We start from the raw sequence: 16264 nt of genomic DNA on the forward strand, positions 1-16264 counted from the left end.
CGACGGGCTCCCGGGACGTGCGGGACGCCCGGCGCCGGTAGCGTCGCGACGTGTCCACCTCGCGATCGGTCGGCCTCCCCGACGGCGTCCGGGCCTGCCTGTTCGACCTCGACGGGGTCCTCACCCGGACGGCCACCGTGCACATGGCGGCCTGGAAGCGGACCTTCGACGCCTTCCTGCGCTCGCGGGACCCTGCCGCGCGGGAGTTCACGCAGGACGACTACAACCGGTACGTCGACGGCAAGCCCCGCGCCGACGGCGTGCGCGACTTCCTGGCCAGCCGGGGCATCGTGCTGCCCGAGGGGGAGCACGGCGACCCGCCGGACGCCGAGACGGTGCAGGGGGTGGCCACCCGCAAGAACGACCTGGTGCAGCGCGAGCTCGAGGAGCACGGCGTGGAGGTGTACGAGGGGTCGGTGCGCTACCTCCGCGCCGTCAAGGAGGCCGGGCTGGCCACCGCGGTGGTGACCGCGTCGGCCAACGGCGAGCAGGTCGTCGCCGCCGGCGGGTTCGCCGACCTGGTCGACACCCGGGTCGACGGCGTCGTCGCCCGGGAGCGGGGCCTGGCCGGCAAGCCGGCGCCCGACACCTTCCTCGCCGGCGCGCACGCCCTCGGGGTGACGCCGGAGCAGGCCGTCGTCTTCGAGGACGCCCTGGCCGGCGTGGCCGCCGGCCGGGCGGGTGGCTTCGCGCACGTCGTCGGCGTCGACCGGGTCGGGCACGCCGAGGCCCTGCGCGAGGCCGGCGCCGACGTGGTCGTGACCGACCTCGACGAGCTGCTGGACCGGCCGTGACGGAGGGGCGGGCGATCTTCCCGGTCGAGCCCTGGTCGCTCACCGAGGTCGGTCTGGACCACGAGAGCCTCGGGGTGCACGAATCGGTGTTCGCGCTGGCCAACGGCCACCTGGGCATGCGGGGCTCCCTGGAGGAGGGTGAGCCCGTCGTCGTCCCGGGCACGTACCTCAACGGCTTCTTCGAGGAGCGGCCGCTGCCCTACGCCGAGGCCGGCTACGGGTTCCCCGAGCAGGGCCAGACCGTCGTCAACGTGACCGACGGCAAGCTGATCCGGCTGCTGGTGAAGGACTCGCCGCTGGACCTCAACTACGGCGAGGTCATCGACCACCGGCGGACGCTGGACCTGCGTGCCGGCGTCCTGCGGCGGTCCACCGAGTGGCGCTCGCCCAGCGGCCGGTCGGTGCGGGTCAGCAGCACCCGCCTGGTGTCGCTGGCCCGCCGGTCGATCGCCGCGATCGAGTACCAGGTGGAGGTCACCGACGACCTCGGCGACCTCTACGTCGCCCTGCAGTCGGACCTGCTGGCCAACGAGGACGGCGCGCCGGACGGGGACCGCGACCCGCGCGGCGCCGCGGCGCTTGCCCGTCCGCTGGACTGCGAGCTCGCCGCCGGCCGCGGCCGGCGGGCGGTGCTGGTGCACCGCACCAAGCGCAGCCGGCTGCGGCTGGCGGCCGGCATGGACCACGTCATCGACATCCCCGACAGCGCCACCGAGGACATCGAGGCCGGCGGCGATCTGGCCCGGTACACGCTCGCGGCGCGCATCCCGCCCGGCGGGTCCCTGAAGCTGGTCAAGTTCCTGGCCTACGGCTGGTCCTCCCGGCGGTCCAGCCCGGCGCTGCGCGACCAGGTGGAAGCCGCGCTGGCGACGGCCAAGCTCGCCGGGTTCGAGCGCCTGCTGCGCGAGCAGCGGGAGCTGCTGGCCCAGCACTGGGACGAGGCCGACGTCGAGATCGAGGGCGACGACGAGCTCCAGCAGGCCGTCCGGGTCGGCATGTTCCACGTCCTGCAGGCCGGGCTGCGCGGCGAGCGGCAGCCGATCCCGGCCAAGGGGCTGACCGGCCCGGGGTACGACGGGCACACCTTCTGGGACACCGAGACCTACGTGCTCCCGGTGCTCACCTACACCGCCCCGCACGCCGCCCGCGACGCGCTCATCTGGCGGCACACCACCCTCGGCCTGGCCCGGGAGCGGGCCCGCGTGCTCGGACTCCGCGGGGCGGCCTTCCCCTGGCGGACGATCCGCGGCGAGGAGACGTCGGGCTACTGGCCGGCGGGCACGGCGGCCTTCCACATCAACGCCGACATCGCCGACGCGGTCATCCGGTACTACGACGCCACGCTGGACGACGCCTTCGACCGCGACTACGGGGCCGAGCTGCTGCTGGAGACCGCCCGGCTGTGGGCGTCGCTGGGACACTTCGACGCCGAGCACGGCTTCCGGATCGACGGCGTCACCGGGCCGGACGAGTACACCGCCGTGGTGGACAACAACGTCTACACCAACCTCATGGCCCAGCGGAACCTGCGCGAGGCCGCGGCCGCGGTGGCCCGCCAGCCCCTGGTGGCCGGCCGGCTCGGGGTCACCGACGAGGAGGTGGAGGAGTGGCTGCGGGCGGCGTCGCTGATGGCGGTGCCCTACGACACCCGCCACGGGGTGCACATGCAGTCCGACGGGTTCACCCACCACGAGGACTGGGACTTCGCCGCCACGCCGCGCGAGCACTACCCGCTGCTGCTGCACTACCCCTACTTCGAGCTGTACCGGAAGCAGGTGGTCAAGCAGGCCGACCTGGTGATGGCGCTGCACCTGCGCGGTGACGCCTTCACGCTCGAGGAGAAGATCGCCGACTTCGCCTACTACGAGCAGCGCACCACCCGGGACTCCTCGCTGTCGGCGACCCAGCAGGCGGTCGTCGCGGCCGAGACCGGCCACCTCGAGCTCGCCCACCAGTACTGGGCCGAGGCGGCGCTGACCGACATCCAGAACCTGCACCACAACTCCGGTCACGGGCTGCACATCGCCTCGCTGGCCGGCGGGTGGACCGTCGCGGTGGCCGGGTTCGGCGGGATGCGCGACCACGGCGGGGAGCTCGCCTTCGCGCCGCGGCTGCCCGAGCGGATCAGCCGGCTGCGGTTCCGGGTGGTCTACCGCGGCCGCAAGCTCACCGTCACCGTCGAACGGGACCGGGCCACCTACCGGCTGGTGGACGGCGACCCGCTGGACATCCGGCACCACGGCCGCCAGGTGCGGATCGACCACGACGACGTGGTGCTGGAGCTGCCGCCGCCACCCGAGGTCGAGCCGGTGCGCCAGCCGCCGGGCTGCGAGCCGCGGCGCCGCTCGCGCGGCTGACCGCTCCACCACGCCCCGACGTGGTGGAGCGGCGCCCTGCCTCGCCTACTACCGTTATCCCCAACATCGACCCGGCTCAGCCGGTGGTGCCGTCGAGCAACCAACTCACGCCCAGAACCAAGGCACCAACGTCCACGGCCAGGAACACGCCGACCCAGACCAGCGCGGGGAACGGGGTGAGCCGGGCCAGCTGGTCGGCGTCGGAGTCGCGGGCGCCCCGCCGGCGGCGGGCGCGCTGCAGCTCGACGACGGCCCGCGGCGCGGCCAGGAGCAGGAACCAGGTGGCGACGGCGGCGAATACGACCTGGCCGGTGGGCGGCAGCCACCACGTCGCGGCGAAGACGATGCCGCCGGTGACCAGCACCGACCAGAGCCCGTACCAGTTGCGGATCTGCACCAGCAGGAGCGCCAGGAGCAGCAGCAGCGCCCACAGCAGCCCGACGGCGTGCCCGGCGGCCAGCAGGGCCGCGGCGCCGAGCCCGAAGAGCGCCGGCCCGGTGTACCCCGCGGCGCAGGTGAGCACCATGCCCAGGCCGGTCGGGCGGCCGGCGGAGACGGTCAGGCCCGAGGTGTCCGAGTGCAGCCGGATGCCCGCGAGCCGGCGCCCGGCGGCCAGCGCCACCAGGCCGTGCGCGCCCTCGTGGGCGATCGTCACCACGTTCCGGGCCGGCCGCCACAGCGCGGGGGAGAGGACCAGCAGCGCGGCGACCGCGGCCGTGCCGAGCATCCACTCCACCGGGAGCTCCGGGGCCGTCGCCGTCACGCGGGCCCAGAAGCGGCCGAGGAGCTCCACGCCCGGCAGTCAACCGCACGGACCGGGCGGCGGCGGGGGAGTGGCCGGGGTGTCGGCCGAGGCAGGGCTCACACCGCCGCGGGGGACACAGCGACCCCGGATCCGGGCGATCCTGGACGCATGACGACGAGCACCGCCCTCATCCGGGACGACCTCCCGGTGACGGTGTCCTTCACGCGGCGCGCCGACCCGGCGCACACGCGGGAGATGACGGCGTGGATCCGCGCCGGTCTGAGCATGGCGGAGGGCTTCCCCGGCTTCCTGGGCGGTGGCTGGGTGCGCTCCCGGCGTGACGCGGACGAGTGGCACATGCTCGTCCGGTTCGCCGACCAGCCTGCCCTGGCCGCGTGGGAGGCGTCCGCCGAGCGGCAGTGGTGGCTGCGCTCGGCGCAGGGCCTGGCCGAGGTCACGCGCACCGAGCGGCGCACCGGGATCGAGGGCTGGTTCGACTCGCCCGTCGCCGAGGTCGTCGACCCGCCGCCGGCCGTCCCCGCCCCGCCCCGCTGGAAGCAGGCGGTGACGATCTGGCTGGTGTTCTTCCCGGTCAACTTGCTCGCCACGGTGACGCTGGGCGCGGCGCTCGCCGACGTCCACGTGGTGCTGCGGGTGCTGGCCATCACGCTGGCTCTCACGCCGCTGATGACCTACCTGCTGCTGCCGTGGATGACCGCGCGCCTGCAGTGGTGGCTGCAGGGACGGCGCTGGCGGGACCGCTGAGCAGCGGCTTCCCGGCCTAACAGCGTCGACGGCCCGGCCTGCGCCTGCCACCATCGCCGCGTGGAGGTGCTCGCGTGGCTGCCGGCGTTCCTGGTGGCCGTGCTGCTCATGGCGGCGACGCCCGGTCCGGCGATGGCGTTGATCCTCCGGCGGGCGGCGCTGCGGGGGCTGCGCGGCGCGGTGCCGACGGTGCTCGGGCTGGAGCTGGGCCTCTACCTCTGGGCGCTGGCGGCGGGCGCCGGCCTTGCTGCCCTCGTCGCGGCGTCCGAGGTCGCCTACCTCGTGCTGCGGGTCGTCGGGGCGGGCGTGCTGCTCTACCTCGGGCTGCGCGCCTGGCGGGCGGCCTGGCGCGACCGGGGGAGCGCGCCGGCGGCCGGCCCGGAGGAGTTCCGGCTGCCCCGCCGGGGGTGGTGGGCGGCGTTCGGCGAGGGGCTGCTGGTGCAGCTGGCCAACCCGAAGGCCGCCGTCTTCATGCTGGCGTTCTACCCGCAGTTCGTGCCGGCGGACGGCCCGGTGCTCGCCACGACCGCGGTGCTGGCGCTGCTGCAGGTCGTCGTCGAGACCGGGCTCTACCTTGCCCTGGCCGCCGCGGTGGCGCGCGCGGGCCGGTGGTTCCGCCGTCCCCGGGTGCGGCGACGGCTGGAGGCGGCCAGCGGCACGGTGCTGGTCGCGCTGGGGCTGCGGGTGGCGGTCTCCAGCCGGTGAGGCGCTCAGCCGCCCGGCTTGACCGCCTTGCCCCGCTCGCGCTCCGCGTCGTCGGCCTCGTAGGCGCCGGGGACCGCGCGGGCCCCGCCGTCGTCGTCCGTGCCGGGCGTGACCGGCCGGTCGGTCAGGTCCGCGGGGCCGGGCGAGGGCGTGCCGCCCGGCTCGTGGTGCTCCTCGGTGTCGGGACGGGCCTCGGTCACGGATCCTCCAGCGTCTCGGCGGCACGGTCCGCCGACGCCTACCCGGTGCGCCGCGCAGGCGAACCCGCTGCGGGTGGTCAGGAATCGAGAAGTCCGCGGGCCGGAGCCCTCGCTAGCGTGCCGGGAGCGGGCAGGGTGCCTGCGGGAGCGCGGAACGGGAGGGGCGGGACATGGCGGATCTATCGGCGGAGGAACGCGAGGCGGTGCAGCAGCGGGCCGCCGAGGTGCGGTCGTCGCGGCGGCGCGGTCGCGGCGCAGACCGGGCGGCGGCCGAGGCGCAGGACGTGGTCGACAAGATCGCCTCGATGCCGGCCGGCGACCGGAAGCTGGCCGAACGGGTGCACGCCGTCGTGACCGCCGCCGCGCCCGAGCTGGCGCCGAAGCTCTGGTACGGCATGCCGGCCTACGCCCGCAGCGGCACGGTGGTGTGCTTCTTCCGCAGCGGGGAGATGGACGGCACGCGCTACTCGGTGTTCGGCTTCAACGACAGCGCCGCCCTCGACGACGGCGGGATGTGGCCGACCTCCTGGGCGCTGACGGAGATGACCGACGCCGCCGAGGCGGAGATCGGCGCGCTGGTGCGGCGCGCCGTGCGCTGAGCTCAGACCAGCCCGGCGTCGTGCCCCACCAGCGCGACCTGCACCCGGTTCGCCGCCTCCAGCTCGGCCGGCAGCCGCGAGACGTGGGCCTCATCGCCTGAGCGGTCACTCCTCGCGGGTGAACAGCCAGCGGGCGAAGGACGCCTCCTGGTCGAGCTCCGTGCGCCACAGCACCGACAGCCGGAAGGTTCCGGGGGCGACGACGAGCAGCGGGCTCGCGTCGGTGGCAGCGCCCTCCTCCAGCGCGGCCGAGCGCGGTGTCGGGCCGGGTGACTCGGGCAGGAGGAAGGCGCCGTCCTCGCCGGTGCCGTCCAGCGCGGCGCTGATGAACGCCAGCCGGCCGCTGGGCACGGCGACGGCGTCCCCGACCTGGTCACCGGTCACGGGGAACGCCAGCGCGGTGTCCAGCGCGGTGCGGTAGTCCTCGGCGGCGGCCTGGACGACGGCCACGCTGCCGTCGTCGGCGCGGAACACCTCGAGCCAGCCCTCGTCGCCGACCTCGGGGTCGGTGAGCACCAGCGCCGCGCTTCCGCCGTCCAGGGGGATGCCCGTCAGCTGGTAGCCCAGCCGGGGCACCAGGGCCTCGTACGCCTGCTCGCTCATGCCCCGCCAGTGCGGGAGCAGGTCGCCGTCGAGGGCGAGGAACGGTTCGCCGTTGGTCCAGCAGCGGCCGACGTGGGTCCAGGAGCGGGGCATGCCCTCGATCATCACCCGGCACGGGGACGCACGCCGGGGGCGGTCAGCCGGCGCAGCAACTCCGGGGGAAAGCACCGGTCCCGGGTGCCGATGACGACACCGGTCGGCACGTCCGGCCACGCGCGCAGCGGCCATGTACCACCCGCCGTCGCCGGCTCCGTGGACCAACGCGTACGTGCTCACCCGGGACCTCCCGTCCTCGACGTGGAGAGGATCCGCCGGCGCGGCCGGACTCATCGGCAGCCGGGCCAGGTCAGCCGCCGTCGGAGGCCACGATCTCCTGCAGCGCGCGCACGTGCCCCCGGTAGGCGCGGTTCCCCTCCGCGGTCAGCGCCAGCCAGAGCCGGCTGCGGGCATCACGGACACCCTTTTCCTGCGTGACGTAACCGGCGTCGACGAGCTGGGACAGCTGCTTGCTCAGCGCCGACTTCGAGAGGCCGATCTTCTGCTGCAGCGCACCGAACTCGACCTTCTGGGCGGCGCTGAGCATCGCGCAGATGCGCAGCCGGTGCGGGGCGTGGATGACCTCGTCGAAGGCGGGCGCGTCAGCGGGCATGCCCGAACTCGCGGACGTAGCGCTGGCCGGTGACCAGCACCGCGGTGGCGGTGACGGCCGCGCACGGGATCCAGATCCACCACGCGTCGGTGGTCGCCTCGACGAGCCAGCCGACGGCGAAGGTTCCGAGGACGACGGTCAGGTAGCCGGCCATGTCGCCCAGCTTCACGGAGGCGCCGGAGACGCCGTCGGCGTTGAACCAGTAGCGGTGCGCGAGCAGGCCCATGACGACCACGAGGGGGAGGACCACGAGGCCGGCCGTCCTCGGCGGCAGCATCTGGGCGAGGGCGACGCCCGCGACGACGGCGGCTCCGACGAGGAAGAACCACCGGGGGATCGGTGGGTACCGGACGGCGTCCTCGTCCTCCGCCAACTGGGCGAGGGCTTCCCGGGCTTCCTGGGGCGACAGCCTGCGACCGCTGGGAGTTTCCATGCAGGAAACACTAGGGCAGTGTTTCCTACGTGGCAACTGTCTGGGACTGGCGAGGGAGCGGGGTGGTCATCGCCTCGGTCCGACTTGTCGGCCATGATGCTGGGGCAGCATGGTGCCGCGGCAGTGCATCGGCCACCAACGCGTGCTGCGCGGTCCTGGCCGGGTGTTGATCACGCAGGCCGCGCGGCGAGGCCTCACGTCGGTGTCAGCGGATCGACGCTTCGTCGACCACGGCGTCCAGGTGCTCGGGTAGCGGAGTCTCCTCGCTAGTTGACATAACGTCGATTATCGGCGCGAAGTTCAGAGGTTGGAGAGGGGGTGTGGACCCCGGATCGCCGCATCCGATCTGCCGGCGCCGACCACTCGACGATCGCCGGCGCCCGTTCCAGCCGGACGTGCTCGGTGACCCCTGATGCGCCGCCGCGGTTCGCAGCGCCGGCTCCTCGTCGACCGGCACGGCGACGTCGACGGCGATTCCCGGGCGGCGCATCGAACGGCTCGCGACGGCGAGCCGGCCGCCGTGCCTGTCGCCGACTCCCCCATGAGTTGATCTTGCAGACAGCGATCTTGATGAGGAGCCACCGGCCGGCCGGTACGACCGAGCTGACGTCCCTGTCGACGCCCGCCGTGGGGGTCGACGGCCGTCATGGCCGGCGCTCCCCCCATCCGCCCACACCACCCGTATTGCGTCACTGTGACGTAAGCACCGAGGTGTTGCGCGTTCGACGGGCGCCTGCCCGTCACCGTTCGTAGGCTCGACCCATGAGAACCCGACGACCGCTCGCCGCTCTGCTGACCTCACTGGCGCTGTTCGGTGGAGGTGCCACGCTGGCCGGCTGCCAGGCGGCCGGCGACGAGCAGAACGACGGCACCACCGACGAGGTCGTCGACACGCTGAGCCCGGAGGAGGCCGACCGGGAGAACCTGCCGGACGTCAGCAACCCGGAGGTCGAGCAGAACACCGACGAGGACACCCAGGACCCGGACTGATCCGGCCGGTCAGCTGGAGCGTTCGGTGACCCAAAGGCGGTCGAGCCGGCCCGTCGAGCGGACGAGATCGGCCAGCGAACGCTCCAGCTCCGCCTTGGTGGGCCGTTCCTGCAGCAGCGTCTGCACGTCCTCGAGGGCGCAGCGCAGCTGGTACAGCCGGTCCTGGAGGCCGTCGAGCTCGGCCCGGGACACGAGCACCACGTCACCAGGCAGCCCCGCCTTCGCCGTCGCGGAGCGCTGCTCGTAGGCCCGCTGGCGGCAGGCCTGCCCGCAGTACAGCCGCGGGCGGCCGACCGAGCCCTGCTGAGGGAGGACCCTGCGGCACCAGCCGCACCGCCGTTCCTCACCGCTCCCCCGGCTGGGGAGCGGCGCGACGGGGAGGGACGCCGTGCTGCCGGACGCGTGCTGCTGTGCCACGCAGCGCACGGTAGACGTCGCTGCCGACAGTCCGGCATGACACGCCAGGACGCCGGCTGGAACGGCGCCGCCTGCGGCTCCGGGCCGGCGTGGGGCGGCGCCCGTGGGGCCCCGCACGCCGCCGTGGGGCTGCCACTAGCGTGGACGCGTGCCCGCCGCGCGCTTCCCGTTCCTGGACGCGCCGACCCCGTTGGCCATGGCGCACCGCGGCGGGGCGATCGAGCACCTGGAGAACACCATGCCGGCCTTCGAGGCCTGCGTGGAACTCGGGTACCGCTACATCGAGACCGACGTCCAGGTGACGGCCGACGGCGTCCTCGTCGCCTTCCACGACCCCACCCTGGAACGGGTCACCGGCCAGAGCGGCCGGATCGACGGCCTCACGTGGGCCGAGGTGGCCGAGGCCCGGATCGGCGGCCGCGAGCCCATCGTGCGCCTCGAGGACCTGCTCGGGGCCTGGCCCGACGTCCGCTTCAACCTCGACGTCAAGGCCGCGGGGGTGCTCGTCCCGCTGGTGCGGCTGGTGCGCCGGATGCAGGTCCTCGACCGCATCTGCCTGGGCTCGTTCTCCGACGCGCGCATCGCCACCGCCCGGCGGCTGTTCGGCCCCGCCGTCTGCACCTCGCTGGGCCCCCGCGGGGTGGCGGCGCTGCGGCTGTCCTCCTACTCGCCCCGCGCCGCCGGGCTGGTGCGCATCTCGGCCGGCTGCGCGCAGGTACCCCTGCAGCTGGGCGGGCGCGCGCTGGTCGACGAGCGGTTCGTCGCGGCGGCGCACGCGCGCGGGCTCCAGGTGCACGTGTGGACCGTCGACGACCCGGCCGAGGCCGAGGCGATGCTCGACCTCGGGGTGGACGGCATCATGACCGACCGGCCGGCGATGCTGCGTGGGCTGCTGGAGAAGCGCGGTCAGTGGGCGCCTCCGTCGTGACGGCGCCACCCGACCGGGTGCCCGGCTCCGCGGGCCGGTGCTGGACCCCGGCCCGACCGGCTGGCACCCTGCCGCGGTGACCACCGCCGTGCCCTCCGCCGCCCCCGTGCCGCCGGCCGACCGGGCGCTCTCGCGCGAGCGCTTCGGCTGGTACTCCTACGACTGGGCGATGTCGGTCTTCAACACCTCGGTGACGACCGTCTTCCTCGGCCCCTACCTGACCGCCATCGCCCGCGACGCCGCCGGCCCCGACGAGCGGCTGTCCTTCCTCGGGCTGTCCGTCGCGGCCGGGAGCTGGTTCTCCTACGTTCTGTCGGCGTCGGTGGTGCTCCAGGTGCTGGTGCTCCCGCTCACCGGCGCCGTCGCCGACCGCACCGGCCGCAAGCGGGAGATGCTCGCCGGCTTCGCGCTGCTCGGGGCGCTGGCCACGACCGGCCTCTACTTCGCCGGCGACGGCCGGTGGCTCATGGCGGCGTTCCTGTTCGTCCTGGCGAACATCAGCTTCGGCGCGGCCACCGTCGTCTACTACTCGTGGCTGCCCGACCTCGCCGGGCCCGACGAGCGCGACCTGGTCTCCAGCCGGGGCTGGGCGTTCGGCTACGTCGGCGGGGCCCTGCTGCTCGCCGTCCACCTGGGGCTGGTCGTCGCCGCTGAGGACCTGGGGCTGACCACCGGCGAGGCGGTGCGGATCGCCCTGGCGACCTCCGGCCTGTGGTGGGGCGCCTTCACGCTGTTCTCGGTCTCCCGGCTGCGCAACCGCCCGGTGGCCGACTCCGCGGTGCGGTCGGGCAGCAGCTTCCGGCAGCTGGCCACCACTTTCCGGGAGATGCGGGCCTTCCCGCTCACGCTGTGGTTCCTGGGCGCCTACCTGCTCTTCAACGACGGCGTGCAGACGGTCATCTCGCTGTCGGCCACCTACGCCACCGAGGAGCTCGACCTCGCGCAGGACGTGCTCACCGGCGCGATCCTCATGGTGCAGGTCGTCGCGATCTTCGGGGCGCTGGGGCTTGGTCGGCTGGCGGGCCGCTACGGGGCCAAGCGGGTCGTCCTGGGCGCGCTGGTGGCCTGGATCGGCGTGCTGCTGGCAGCCTTCTTCCTGGAGACCGGCGCGGTCGCGCAGTTCTACGCGCTGGCCGCCGTGATCGGCCTGGTCCAGGGCGGCACGCAGGCGCTCTCCCGCTCGCTGTTCAGCCAGCTGATCCCGGCAGGCAAGGAGGCCGAGTACTACGGGTTCTACGAGATCAGCGACCGCGGCACGAGCTGGCTGGGCCCGCTCGCCTTCGGGCTCACCTACCAGCTCACCGGGTCCTACCGGCTGGCGATCGTCAGCCTGGTGGTCTTCTTCGTGGGCGGGTTCATCGCGCTCGCCGCGCTGCCGATGCGCCGGGCCGTCCTCGCGGCCGGCAACACCCCGCCGGAGAAGCTGTGACGCCCACCCCCTCCGGCGCCGCTCCCCTGCCGCCCGGCTCGGTACCCGCCTCCGGCGACCGGCGGCGGCACCCGGCCCCGGCGCACCTGCGGTTCTTCCACGGACCCATGGACTGCGGGAAATCCACCCTCGCGCTGCAGGTCGACCACAACCACAGCCGGCAGGGCCGGCACGGCCTGCTGGTGACCCAGGGCGACCGCTCCGCGGCCCCGCGCATCACCTCCCGGGTCGGCCTCTGCCGGGACGCCGTCGAGATCGACGCGGCCACCGACCTCCGGCTCCTCGTGCGCGACCGCTGGGCCGACGGGCACCGGGTCGACTACCTCATCGTCGATGAGGCGCAGTTCCTCTCCCCCGCCCAGGTCGACCAGTTGGCCGAGCTCGTCGACGAGTCGCACGTCGACGTCTACGCCTTCGGACTGACCACCGACTTCCGCACCCGGCTCTTCCCGGGCACCCAGCGGCTGCTGGAGCTCGCCGACGACGTGCAGCGCATCCAGGTGGAGGTGCTGTGCTGGTGCGGCCTGCCGGGGCAGCTGAACGCCCGTGTCGTCGACGGCGTCATGGTGCGCTCGGGCGCGACCGTCGTCGTCGCCGACACCGCCCCGGCCGAACTGCCCGGCGAGGGCGCCGTCGCGCCCGCCGTCCGGTACCAGGTGCTCTGCCGGCGGCACTACGTCCGCGGCGAGCTGGGCCCGACCGCGGCCGGTCCGGGGCAGCTGGCCCTGCCCTGAGCGGCGGATCCTCACCCGTGCGGGGGGCGCTGGGGGCGAGGATCCCACCCCATGCGATGATGGGCAGCCGATTCGGCGGAATCTCTCCGCCTTTTCCGTCGTTCATCTCTCTGACTCCCCGGTCGCCTGGGTACTGCCCTGGCCTCCGGACGTCGAGTCCAGACCGACACGAGCACGAGAGGACGGTGTGCCATGGGTGAGCGTTCCCTGCGCGGCAGCCGACTGGGCAGCGTCAGCTACGAGACCGAGCGGAACACCGCGCCCATCGAGCGGCAGTACGCCGAGTACCGGTGCCCCTCGGGCCACCTGTTCACGGTGCCCTTCGCCGACGACGCGGAGCTCCCCGACACCTGGGAGTGCAAGTTCGACGGCTCGGCCGCCAAGCTGGTCGGCGGGAGCGAGCCCGCGCCCAAGAAGGTGAAGCCGCCGCGCACGCACTGGGACATGCTCCTCGAGCGGCGCAGCGTCGAGGACCTCGAGGAGGTCCTGGCCGAGCGCCTCGAGGTGCTCCGCGGGCGGCGGACCCGCGCCAGCTGACGACGGACCCGCCCACGGGGCGGGTGGCGCACCGTCTTCGCGAACGGCCCCGGTGGAGGGATCCACCGGGGCCGTTCCGCGTCCCGGGCCGTGGCGCCGGTCGCTCAGGGACGCTGGTCGGGGTCCCGGAGCACCTCGCCCTCGATGACGAGCGGCTGAAAGGGGTCGGTGGCGTCCACCGGTGCGGTCCGCGTGCTGCCGACCCGGACCGGCCCGCGCAGGTGCTCGGGCAGGCGGGCCAGGACGACCCGCCGCAGCGCGGCGCGCACCAGGCCCCGCGTGCCCGGCAGCAGGCACAGCAGCCCGACGAGGTCGCCGAGGAAACCCGGCAGCACCATGAGCAGGCCGCCGACGGCGACGAGCCCGGCGTCACCGAGCTCGCGGCCCGCGGCCTCGCGCGAGCGCGCCCGCTGCCGCAGGTCGGCCAGCGTCCGCCGGCCCTGGCTGGCCAGCAGCACCCAGCCGAGCACGCTGGTGACCAGGGTGGCGACGATCGTCCACCCCAGCCCGATCCAGGCGGCGACCAGGACGAAGACCACCAGCTCCGCCAGCGCGGTCAGCCCCACCACCGTGCGCAGTCTCCGACGCACCACGTCAGCCACGCCGCCTCCTCATCCTCCGTCGTCCCCTCGCCGCTCCCCCGCCGGCCGCTGCCGAGGGGGGCGCTACCGCCCGGCCGGGTCGGCCGTGCCGGTCACCGGCGGGCGCACGCGGCCCGGCAGCCAGTCGGCCAGCCGGTCCTGCACGCCCCACGCGGTCACGCGGGCCCACGCCTCTCCAACGATCGAGCCGCTCATCTTGCTCCGGCCCCAGGTGCGTTCGGTGAAGGTGATCGGGACCTCGGTGACGCGGGCCCCCGCGCGCAGCGCCCGCCAGGCCCAGTCGACCTGGAAGCAGTAGCCCTCGCTGGCCACCTCGTCGAAGGGCAGCCGGTCGATCAGCTCGGCGCGGGCGGCGCGGAAGCCGCCGGTGGCGTCGCGCAGCGGCAGGCGCAGCGCCCAGCGGGTGTAGCGGTTTCCCACCCGGGACAGCAGCAGCCGGTGCGCCGGCCAGTCCTCGACCCGGCCGCCGGGGACGTAGCGGGACCCCAGCACGAGGTCGGCGTCGGCCAGCGCGGCGAGCAGGTCGGGCAGCTGCTCGGGCGCGTGCGACCCGTCGGCGTCCATCTCGACCAGCACGTCGTAGCCGCGCTCGCGGGCCCAGCGGAAGCCGGCCACGTACGCCCGCCCGAGACCGGCCTTGGTGCTGCGGTGCAGCACGTGCACGCGGGGGTCGGCGGCGGCCCGTGCGTCGGCGATCGCGCCGGTGCCGTCGGGCGAACCGTCGTCGACGACCAGGGCGTGCGCCTCGGGCACGCTGGCGTGCAGGCGGTCCAGGACCCGCGCCAGGTTCCCGGCCTCGTTGTAGGTGGGGATGACCACCAGCACGCGTCCGGTCACGGACGTGCCGCCCGGCGGAGCCGCAGGACCGCCAGCAGCACCGCGCCCAGGCCGAGAGCGGTGAGCAGCGCCTCGGGCAGCACCCCGAGGCGCTGGGCGACCGTGCGATCGTCGCGCTGGGCGATCTCCTCCACGAACACCGCCGGCTCGAACAGCTCCGAGGAGCGCACCACGGTGCCGTCGGGGGCCACGACGGCCGAGATGCCGCTGGTGGCCACCACGGCGACGCTGCGCCCGAACTCGACCGCGCGCACCCGGCTCATGGCCAGCTGCTGCTCGCTCTCGTCGGTGTAGCCGAAGGTCGCGTTGTTCGTCTGGACGACGAGCATCCCCGCGCCGCCGTCCACGACGTCGCGCACGAGACCGTCGTAGACCACCTCGAAGCAGATCAGGTCGCCCAGCCGGATGCCGGCCACGTCGAGCACCCCGACCTCCTCGCCCGCGGCGAAGTCGCGGCGCACCAGGTCGACCTTGTCGCTGAACAGCCGGAAGAAGTCGCGGTGGGGGACGTACTCGGCGAAGGGCACCGGGTGCCGCTTGACGTAGGTGTCACCGGGCCCCACTTCCGGTGACCAGACGATCGCGGTGTTGCTGATGAACTCGCCCGGCCCGCCGACGACGGCGCCGACGAGCACCGGCGCCCCCACGGCGTCGGCCGCCCGCTGGATCTGCGCGGCGGCGTCGGCGTTGCGGTAGGGGTCGATGTCGGAGCTGTTCTCCGGCCACAGGACGACGTCCGGGCGCGGCTGCCGGCCCGCCGCCACCTCCTCGGCGAGCCGCAGCGTCTGCTGGACGTGGTTGTCCAGCACCGCCCGTCGCTGCGCGTTGAAGTCCAGGCCCGCCCGCGGCACGTCGCCCTGGATGACCGCGACGGTGGTGGTCGGGCCGCCCGTGGTGAGCGACTCCCCCGGCAGCGGCAGCCAGGCCAGCGCGCCGACGAGCGGGAGGGCGAGCACCCCGGCCAGCGCCGCGGCGGCCGCGCGCAGCCTCCGGGCGCCGGTGCGCCGCGCCGAGGCCGCGGCGAGCAGCGCGGCGGCGAGCAGGGTGCCGGTCAGGGCGACGGCGAAGCCGGCCAGGGGGACGCCGCCGTAGGCCGCGAGGGCGAGGAACGGACCGTCGGTCTGGGAGAAGCCCAGCCGCCCCCAGGGGAAGCCGCCGAAGGGGAACCGCCCGCGGGCGGCCTCGACGGCCACCCAGAGCGCGGCCGCCCACAGCGGCCACCCGGGCAGCCGGGACGTGAGCGCGGTCAGGCCGCCCAGGACGGCGAGGTACAGCGCCTGGCTGATCGCGAGCGCCAGCCATGGGAACGCGCCGACGTAGATGCCGGTCCACGACAGCAGCGGGACGAAGAAGGCGAGGCCGGTGACCAGGCCGAGCCAGAGGCCGGCCCGCAGACCGCGCCCGTGGACGGCGACGGCCAGGGCGGCCGGACCCAGGACAGCCAGCGCGACCAGGCCGTGGCCGGGGAAGGCGAGGAACATGGCCAGCCCGCCGGCGGCGGCCAGCAGGGTGCGCCACGGTGCGCGGGACCAGCGGCTACCGGGTGCGGTCGACGGCGGCGCGGCCGCTCCGGCACCGCCGGGGCCGGTCGTCCGCGGGAGGGTCCCGGTCCCCGGCCCGCCTATGCCTGCGGGCACCCAGCGCCTCCCCGGTGCAGCCGCCCTGCGCGGGCGGGACGTCCCCGCGCCGTCCGGGCGGGGTCCGGACCGCGGTGTCCCGCGGTCCCGACCCAGCATCCCATCCCGGCGGCGCCGGCGGACGCGGCTGGGCCGCTCCCACCTGTCCGGGCACCCGGACCCCTGCCCCGGACGCGCCGGCGGTCGCTCCCGTGGGCGGCGCACCTTCGGGCCGGACGGCCGGTCGCTGGGTGCGATCGGCGCGACCGTTGTCTGATGGCGTGGGTCCACGCGGGCTCCGCCGGTTTCCCGCGCACGGTTCCC

General features: G+C 74.8%; 19 protein-coding genes. 10 read left to right on the forward strand and 9 right to left on the reverse strand.

Features of this window, described 5'->3' with window-relative positions; genetic code table 11:
- The first annotated feature begins 50 nt into the window (after positions 1–50).
- Together E9529_RS02155 and E9529_RS02160 are read left to right on the forward strand one after the other, a co-directional pair.
- Positions 51–794 carry a beta-phosphoglucomutase family hydrolase gene (locus tag E9529_RS02155; RefSeq protein ID WP_236829459.1) on the forward strand — a complete coding sequence of 248 codons (744 nt, stop codon included), beginning with the start codon at positions 51–53 and terminating at the stop codon, positions 792–794.
- Positions 791–3151, forward strand: coding sequence for a glycoside hydrolase family 65 protein (locus E9529_RS02160; RefSeq protein ID WP_236829460.1), 2361 nt, complete (start codon positions 791–793; stop codon positions 3149–3151). Before E9529_RS02155 ends, E9529_RS02160 begins: the two co-directional genes overlap by 4 nt.
- 76 nt (positions 3152–3227) lie before the next feature.
- Here E9529_RS02160 and E9529_RS02165 read toward each other — a convergent pair whose 3' ends face one another.
- Positions 3228–3944: a M50 family metallopeptidase gene (locus E9529_RS02165; RefSeq protein ID WP_236829461.1), complete on the reverse strand. Its 717-nt coding sequence runs from the start codon at positions 3942–3944 to the stop codon at positions 3228–3230.
- 120 nt (positions 3945–4064) lie between these two features.
- On the opposite strand from E9529_RS02165, the gene E9529_RS02170 reads away from it, so the two are divergent.
- Positions 4065–4661: an antibiotic biosynthesis monooxygenase gene (locus E9529_RS02170; RefSeq protein ID WP_236829462.1), complete on the forward strand. Its 597-nt coding sequence runs from the start codon at positions 4065–4067 to the stop codon at positions 4659–4661.
- 60 nt (positions 4662–4721) lie between these two features.
- Positions 4722–5366, forward strand: coding sequence for a LysE family translocator (locus E9529_RS02175; RefSeq protein WP_308195245.1), 645 nt, complete (start codon positions 4722–4724; stop codon positions 5364–5366).
- Positions 5367–5371: 5 nt separating this feature from the next.
- Here E9529_RS02175 and E9529_RS02180 read toward each other — a convergent pair whose 3' ends face one another.
- Entirely contained in the window at positions 5372–5566 is a 195-nt protein-coding gene (locus tag E9529_RS02180; RefSeq protein WP_236829463.1) for a hypothetical protein, read from the reverse strand.
- A 170-nt stretch (positions 5567–5736) separates the two neighbouring features.
- Between E9529_RS02180 and E9529_RS02185 the strand changes: the two genes are divergently transcribed.
- Entirely contained in the window at positions 5737–6165 is a 429-nt protein-coding gene (locus tag E9529_RS02185; RefSeq protein WP_236829464.1) for an iron chaperone, read from the forward strand.
- A gap of 105 nt (positions 6166–6270) precedes the next feature.
- On the opposite strand, the gene E9529_RS02190 is transcribed toward E9529_RS02185, so the two are convergent.
- The 3 genes from E9529_RS02190 to E9529_RS02200 all read right to left on the reverse strand — a co-directional run bounded on the left by E9529_RS02190 (position 6271) and on the right by E9529_RS02200 (position 7850).
- Positions 6271–6861, reverse strand: coding sequence for a hypothetical protein (locus tag E9529_RS02190; RefSeq protein WP_236829465.1), 591 nt, complete (start codon positions 6859–6861; stop codon positions 6271–6273).
- A 253-nt stretch (positions 6862–7114) separates the two neighbouring features.
- Complete coding sequence (locus E9529_RS02195) at positions 7115–7417, reverse strand: transcriptional regulator (RefSeq protein WP_236829466.1); 303 nt, start codon at positions 7415–7417, stop codon at positions 7115–7117.
- Positions 7407–7850: a hypothetical protein gene (locus E9529_RS02200; RefSeq protein WP_236829467.1), complete on the reverse strand. Its 444-nt coding sequence runs from the start codon at positions 7848–7850 to the stop codon at positions 7407–7409. Before E9529_RS02200 ends, E9529_RS02195 begins: the two co-directional genes overlap by 11 nt.
- A gap of 762 nt (positions 7851–8612) precedes the next feature.
- Here E9529_RS02200 and E9529_RS02205 point away from each other — a divergent pair.
- The gene (locus E9529_RS02205) at positions 8613–8840 is read left to right on the forward strand and encodes a hypothetical protein (RefSeq protein WP_236829468.1); all 228 of its coding nucleotides are present in this window, start codon (positions 8613–8615) and stop codon (positions 8838–8840) included.
- A 9-nt stretch (positions 8841–8849) separates the two neighbouring features.
- Here E9529_RS02205 and E9529_RS02210 read toward each other — a convergent pair whose 3' ends face one another.
- Positions 8850–9257, reverse strand: a complete 408-nt coding sequence (locus E9529_RS02210; RefSeq protein WP_236829469.1) for a hypothetical protein — start codon at positions 9255–9257, stop codon at positions 8850–8852.
- A gap of 148 nt (positions 9258–9405) precedes the next feature.
- Between E9529_RS02210 and E9529_RS02215 the strand changes: the two genes are divergently transcribed.
- From E9529_RS02215 to E9529_RS02230, 4 genes are all read left to right on the forward strand, one after another.
- Positions 9406–10185, forward strand: coding sequence for a glycerophosphodiester phosphodiesterase (locus E9529_RS02215; protein WP_236829470.1), 780 nt, complete (start codon positions 9406–9408; stop codon positions 10183–10185).
- A gap of 76 nt (positions 10186–10261) precedes the next feature.
- Complete coding sequence (locus E9529_RS02220) at positions 10262–11614, forward strand: MFS transporter (protein WP_236829471.1); 1353 nt, start codon at positions 10262–10264, stop codon at positions 11612–11614.
- Positions 11611–12348 carry a thymidine kinase gene (locus E9529_RS02225; RefSeq protein ID WP_236829472.1) on the forward strand — a complete coding sequence of 246 codons (738 nt, stop codon included), beginning with the start codon at positions 11611–11613 and terminating at the stop codon, positions 12346–12348. The genes E9529_RS02220 and E9529_RS02225 overlap by 4 nt, the downstream gene beginning before the upstream one ends.
- 192 nt (positions 12349–12540) lie before the next feature.
- Entirely contained in the window at positions 12541–12885 is a 345-nt protein-coding gene (locus E9529_RS02230) for an RNA polymerase-binding protein RbpA (RefSeq protein WP_091932539.1), read from the forward strand.
- A 104-nt stretch (positions 12886–12989) separates the two neighbouring features.
- On the opposite strand, the gene E9529_RS02235 is transcribed toward E9529_RS02230, so the two are convergent.
- The 3 genes from E9529_RS02235 to lnt all read right to left on the reverse strand — a co-directional run bounded on the left by E9529_RS02235 (position 12990) and on the right by lnt (position 15961).
- Positions 12990–13487, reverse strand: coding sequence for an FxsA family protein (locus tag E9529_RS02235; protein ID WP_236829473.1), 498 nt, complete (start codon positions 13485–13487; stop codon positions 12990–12992).
- A gap of 63 nt (positions 13488–13550) precedes the next feature.
- Positions 13551–14324 (reverse strand): polyprenol monophosphomannose synthase, encoded by a 774-nt coding sequence (locus tag E9529_RS02240; protein ID WP_236829474.1) that lies wholly within the window; start codon positions 14322–14324, stop codon positions 13551–13553.
- A complete protein-coding gene (gene lnt, locus E9529_RS02245; protein WP_236829475.1) occupies positions 14321–15961 on the reverse strand; it encodes an apolipoprotein N-acyltransferase in 1641 nt (546 codons plus the stop codon). Before lnt ends, E9529_RS02240 begins: the two co-directional genes overlap by 4 nt.
- Between the last annotated feature and the right edge of the window lie 303 nt (positions 15962–16264).

The organism is Blastococcus sp. KM273128, assembly GCF_021698975.1.
Lineage (GTDB): Bacteria > Actinomycetota > Actinomycetes > Mycobacteriales > Geodermatophilaceae > Blastococcus.